This is a genomic window from Limosilactobacillus panis DSM 6035 (assembly GCF_001435935.1).
GTDB classification, from domain to species: domain Bacteria; phylum Bacillota; class Bacilli; order Lactobacillales; family Lactobacillaceae; genus Limosilactobacillus; species Limosilactobacillus panis.
This window is the reverse complement of the sequence record NZ_AZGM01000136.1, coordinates 1-4,942: the sequence shown is the minus strand read 5'-3', so window position 1 is coordinate 4,942 and position 4,942 is coordinate 1. Positions and strand designations below refer to the sequence as shown.

Here is a 4,942-nt window from a genome sequence, read left to right as displayed (position 1 = left end):
AGCGCAATGAGTTGCATCGATTCGAAGTCATGCCCCAACGTTGGGTAGTCGAACGAAAAAAATTGAGAAGATTGCTGCCAACCATCAAGTTCCGGCGAAAAGCAGGCCACCCAAGCGGGCGTCTTGGACTCAGGCAAAGAAGCTGTTTGCTGGGCCGATGGGATTACTGTTTCTTCTGATTTTAATTTCTTCATTTGGATTAGTTGGCTTCGAAAGCATTTATAGTCTGTATGTCAACGAAGTTTTTGGCTTCACAATGGGCAATATCGCTTTGGTATTGACGTTAAATGGACTGACCTCGCTGACATTTCAAGCATTGCTGTTCGACAGGCTGGTCGTCTGGCTGACTGAAAAACGCTTGATTCGCTACTGCTTCTTACTCTCGTTTCTGGGCACCAGCTGGATTATTCTGGCGCACTCCAAATTAGAAGTGATTATTGCAACTTTAATTGTGTTTACCGCCTATGACCTGATTCGCCCGGCGATTACGACTCTGCTGACCAAAGCAAGTGCCACTAAGCAAGGTTTAATCAATGGCGTTAACATGTCTTTGACCAGTGTCGGCAACATCGTTGGGCCGATCGTTTCCGGCGCGTTGTTGGATGCAAGTTATCACCTGCCATACTTGGTCGTGATCGTATTCCTGTTCATTTCATGGATCATGACATATTGGATTCGGGATCATTTCTCGGTTGATTTGACTGAGACTAACTAGGCTTTTTCTGCTGTGAGTGGGAGGAGCCTTTTTTGCTGAACGGAATCGGCAGCCAACTTTTTTTGAAATTTAGACTACATTTTCCTATCATCGCCTCTCATAATCAGTTACAATGAAAGCGCATACTGGATATGCACAAATGATTTTCACAAATGGAGGTAACAATTATGGCAAAGCAAGTTGCATTAGTTACTGGAGCAGGTCAGGGACTTGGTGAAGCCATCGCGACTCGTCTTCATGATGATGGATTCAATGTTGCCGTTGTTGATTTGAACATCGACAATGCCAACAAGGTAGCCAAGAAGCTGTCACCAGATGGTTCTGAGGCGATTGGCATCAAGGCCGACGTTTCCGACCGTGATTCAGTCATCGCTGCTGTAAACAAAGCCGTAGATGAATTCGGCGACTTCAACGTAATCGTTAATAACGCTGGTCTGGGGCCAACGACACCAATCGATACGATTACCCCCGATCAATTTAAACTCGTGTATGGTGTCAACGTAGGTGGTGTTCTGTGGGGCATCCAAGCTGCACACCAAGCATTTAAGAAATTAGGCCATGGCGGTAAGATTATCAACGCCACTTCACAAGCTGGCGTTGTCGGTAATCCAAACCTGGCATTGTACTCAGGCACTAAGTTTGCGGTTCGAGGTATCACTCAAGTGGCTGCCCGTGACTTGGCAGAAGAAGGTATCACAGCAAACGCCTATGCACCAGGAATCGTAAAAACCCCAATGATGTTTGATATCGCTCACCAAGTCGGTAAGAACGCCGGCAAGGACGATGAGTGGGGCATGCAGACATTTGCAAAGGATATTGCCCTTAAACGTTTGTCGGAGCCGGAAGATGTAGCAGCAGCTGTATCATTCTTGGCAGGTAAGGATTCAAACTATGTTACCGGACAAACGCTGATTGTGGATGGCGGAATGCAATTCCAGTAAGAGCGCGACGAGCCCCGGGTGATCCCGGAGCGTATTTTCAAGGCAGAAGGGAGCTGTTAGTAAAATAAGTGTCTCAAAACCTGTAACCTCTTCGCTAAAGTAAGTGTGCAGCTCAACAAAACGGTCAATGATGGACGGTTTTAGTTCATCGTTGGTCCTTTTTGATTTGTGTAGCAGGGGTCAGGGGTGTCGCCCACGGGGCTAGGCAGGCTTTCAGCCGGCCGTCGGAGCATGCGTATAAGGCAGAAGGGAGCCGTAACTCCAATAAGTGCAATCAAACCTGTAGCCTCAGCACCACTGCTATCGAGCCTAAACGTGCGGCACTCGGCTGATCCCGGCCATTTAAGCGAAGAAGCGAGTCATTCCAGAAACAGGAATAACTCGCTTCTTCACTTAAATTCTGGGATCAAAACGCCTCGCGCCACACCCTAAGGCATAATCATCTTAATAAAAATCGGCGTAATATAAGTTTCCACAATCGCAGCCACAAACAGCAGCGGCATCACCAGGACCAGCGTATCCGTCAGCGTCTGCTTCAGTAGCTCAATGTATTTAATATCCTCACGTTTGCGTTTTAAGAATTTATTCATCCCATACCAGGCCAGCCGTGCACTGATCGCAGCGGCAATCACCTGGGCAGAAATTTCAAAAATTCCGTGTGGCAGGACACCACCGACAAACATCAGGAAAGGACTACTAACGATCGAAATCACCAAACCGACACTATAGGCATTTTGCAAAACATAATACCAATAAATCGGTAGTGGAATCACACCCAAGGCGATGACAACGGCGGCACCAGCGAAGTTCCAGAAAAATAATGGCAAAAAATTAGTTTTGCTGGGTGCTGTTTTATCGATTCCACTCGTAAAGTGATGGACTAGACTGCTGGTGTCCGTGAAATTCTTGGCATAGATCAACACGATGATTCAGACGATTGCTATGACGATCAGATATTCAACGGCTTTCTTAAAATAGATGCTTTTAAAACGATCAATACTTCCTCTAATCATAACCTGTCCCCCTTGTTTTCTATAAGTGTCAATCCAAAAAAAAGGGGGGGTCTTGTACGCTATGGCTACCGTAACTTCTTTCATTTCCGGATCAGAATTCTTATTTCGTTGAAGACCTCTAACCTAATGAGTCGTGAATTATCAAAAAAAGAGAACTAGACCAATAGCCAATGTGGATTAGTCTAATTCTCAAGAATCTCTTCATCCTTACCGATTGACAAAGAGCCTTTAATGCTATCTATAATTGTTACAACTAGATTATTAAATTTAGTTGTTCTATCAATATTTCTTAGGTTTAATCATTAATGTCAATATCTAACGTACAGAAAGGCTTTTGAACTAATGCGATCGTCTAAAAGAACTAATTTTAAATACTATTGCTTATTTCTCATTAATACATTTGTTATTTACTTTTTTGAGGTGAAAAATGGAATCATTTGTGGTTGGGACCTTCAATTTCATCTTAACCGTATTGAGGAACTATCGCAAAGTATATATAGTGGACACTTGTTATCATCCAATGGTAGCTTTGCTTTCTGTCAGATTGGTTTATTAGTTAACAAATTTTACCCATATTTGTTTTTATATCCCTTTGCTCTGCTTAGGGGCCTTATCAACCCAGTTCTTGCCTACAACATTTGCTTAATAAGCATAACTATCTTGTCATTTATTATTTCTTACAGGGCTATTACATACGTCAGTCGTTCTTCCTTATCTGGTTTCTTCTTTAGCATTATCTATAACAACAGTGGTTACATATTATTACAGATAACCCAGCGCGGCGATATTGCAGAATACATCGCCCTGGCTTTATTGCCACTACTGTTAGAAGGTTTTATCGGTCTAATTGACAATGATAATTTGCTAAAGTGGCTTTGGTTACCGATCATTTTTATTCTATTAACCTACGACCATCTATTATCTACTATTTTGTTTATGCTCTTTATGATAATAATGGCATTATTTTACTGGCATGAATTTCGTTCAAAATTAATAAAATTGATCATTTCTATGGGAATCGTTATTGTTGCTACGTTACCAGTCTCGTTGCAAATCATTTTAACTACTCATCAAAATAGAATCATTACCCCCATTGTTCCTGATACTCTGCAAAACGAGGCTCTTAAGCCAAGTGATCTTTTTCTTAATTCATTAAATAACAATGTTCCGGGTCTACTTTCTGAAGTTAACGTTGGAATTGTTGTTTTGCTTTGCGTTATTTTTAGTATTTGGACTCTGAAGCAGAGTTCCAAATTAGGACGACAGTTAGGAATACTAGGAGTGATATTCCTATTTCTATCAACCAACTTGTTTCCATGGTTTATCTTCCAGCACACCATTATGCACGTTCTTCAATTTCCATGGCGTTTCCTCGGAATAGCTACCTTCTGTATTGCTTATGCAATCTCTGTAGCTCTGCAGAATGTGCGGGGCCGTAACATAGCGATGATCTTCTTTATTCTTATTAATATGGTTACCTTCAACTATATGCACACGTTTTGTCATCGTAATAATCAGGTCATTGATTATCATAGTGTCAAGCAATACAATAACTACGCAACTGAAGCGGTATATACAGACTATATGCCATACCAAACGCTACACGGGATCAATAAGGCCGCCAATTTCCGAAAAGCTTCTGATATACATCGACACATTGCTTTGATAAATGGGAAGAGAATTAGACTAAGCAACAGACAAATTCATCCAGAATATGATCGAATTAGCTATCGCTTAACAAACCTAATTCCCAACAAAAAGAATCAGGTTACCCTTCCACTTCTTAATTACGGTAAGAATTATTCTAAAGATGGCATCAAAGTCCAACAATCTTCCAAGGGAACTACCACTATTATTTTTGTCCCTTCGCAACCACAGCAACACATAACAATCTATTTAAGATGACGAAAAAGTAAATAGTCAGCAATACCCCGTCTAGGCGCGGTTGACCAATCCTCCTATACTGAAGACATAAGATTCAGTACAGGAGGATTTCTTTATGGAAGAGAAGCATGATATTGTGGCACCCGTTTTCAAAGCCAAAGGTAAGCCAGTTAGTAAGGGCCGGATTTACAATCTAAGTGCAACATCATAAATTAAACAAAAAGGCCATGAAGACCTAAACTTAAATTGACCAAAAAATAAGGGTTCTTCATGACTCAGATTGATTCTAACATTCCTCGTTACTACCATCAACTAACTAGTGAGCAGCGTGGACAGATTGAGGCACTACATGATCTGAACTGGTCTAATGCCGCGATCGCCAGAAAGCT

At 41.7% G+C, this 4,942-nt stretch carries 3 protein-coding genes and 2 pseudogenes; 4 read left to right on the top strand and 1 reads right to left on the bottom strand.

All coding sequences use genetic code 11. The features are described 5' to 3' along the window. Positions 1–55: 55 nt before the first annotated feature. Together FD32_RS08125 and FD32_RS08120 are read left to right on the top strand one after the other, a co-directional pair. Positions 56–715, top strand: a pseudogene (locus FD32_RS08125) (MFS transporter); the annotation flags it as partial. A 167-nt stretch (positions 716–882) separates the two neighbouring features. Further along, a complete protein-coding gene (locus tag FD32_RS08120) occupies positions 883–1,656 on the top strand; it encodes a (S)-acetoin forming diacetyl reductase (protein ID WP_047768688.1) in 774 nt (257 codons plus the stop codon). Positions 1,657–2,084: 428 nt separating this feature from the next. On the opposite strand, the gene FD32_RS08115 is transcribed toward FD32_RS08120, so the two are convergent. After that, positions 2,085–2,579 carry a stage II sporulation protein M gene (locus FD32_RS08115; protein WP_268872421.1) on the bottom strand — a complete coding sequence of 165 codons (495 nt, stop codon included), beginning with the start codon at positions 2,577–2,579 and terminating at the stop codon, positions 2,085–2,087. A gap of 432 nt (positions 2,580–3,011) precedes the next feature. Here FD32_RS08115 and FD32_RS08110 point away from each other — a divergent pair, with 432 nt between their 5' ends. Both FD32_RS08110 and FD32_RS10505 read left to right on the top strand, forming a co-directional pair. Continuing rightward, positions 3,012–4,574 carry a glycosyltransferase family protein gene (locus FD32_RS08110; protein WP_047768686.1) on the top strand — a complete coding sequence of 521 codons (1,563 nt, stop codon included), beginning with the start codon at positions 3,012–3,014 and terminating at the stop codon, positions 4,572–4,574. A gap of 249 nt (positions 4,575–4,823) precedes the next feature. After that, a pseudogene (locus FD32_RS10505) lies at positions 4,824–4,942 on the top strand (IS30 family transposase); the annotation flags it as partial.

Excerpts from the sequence above, each read along its gene's own strand:
- FD32_RS08110 (WP_047768686.1), top strand. The coding sequence starts at position 3,012 with ATGCGATCGTCTAAAAGAACTAATTTTAAATACTATTGCTTATTTCTC.
- FD32_RS08120 (WP_047768688.1), top strand. The coding sequence starts at position 883 with ATGGCAAAGCAAGTTGCATTAGTTACTGGAGCAGGTCAGGGACTTGGT.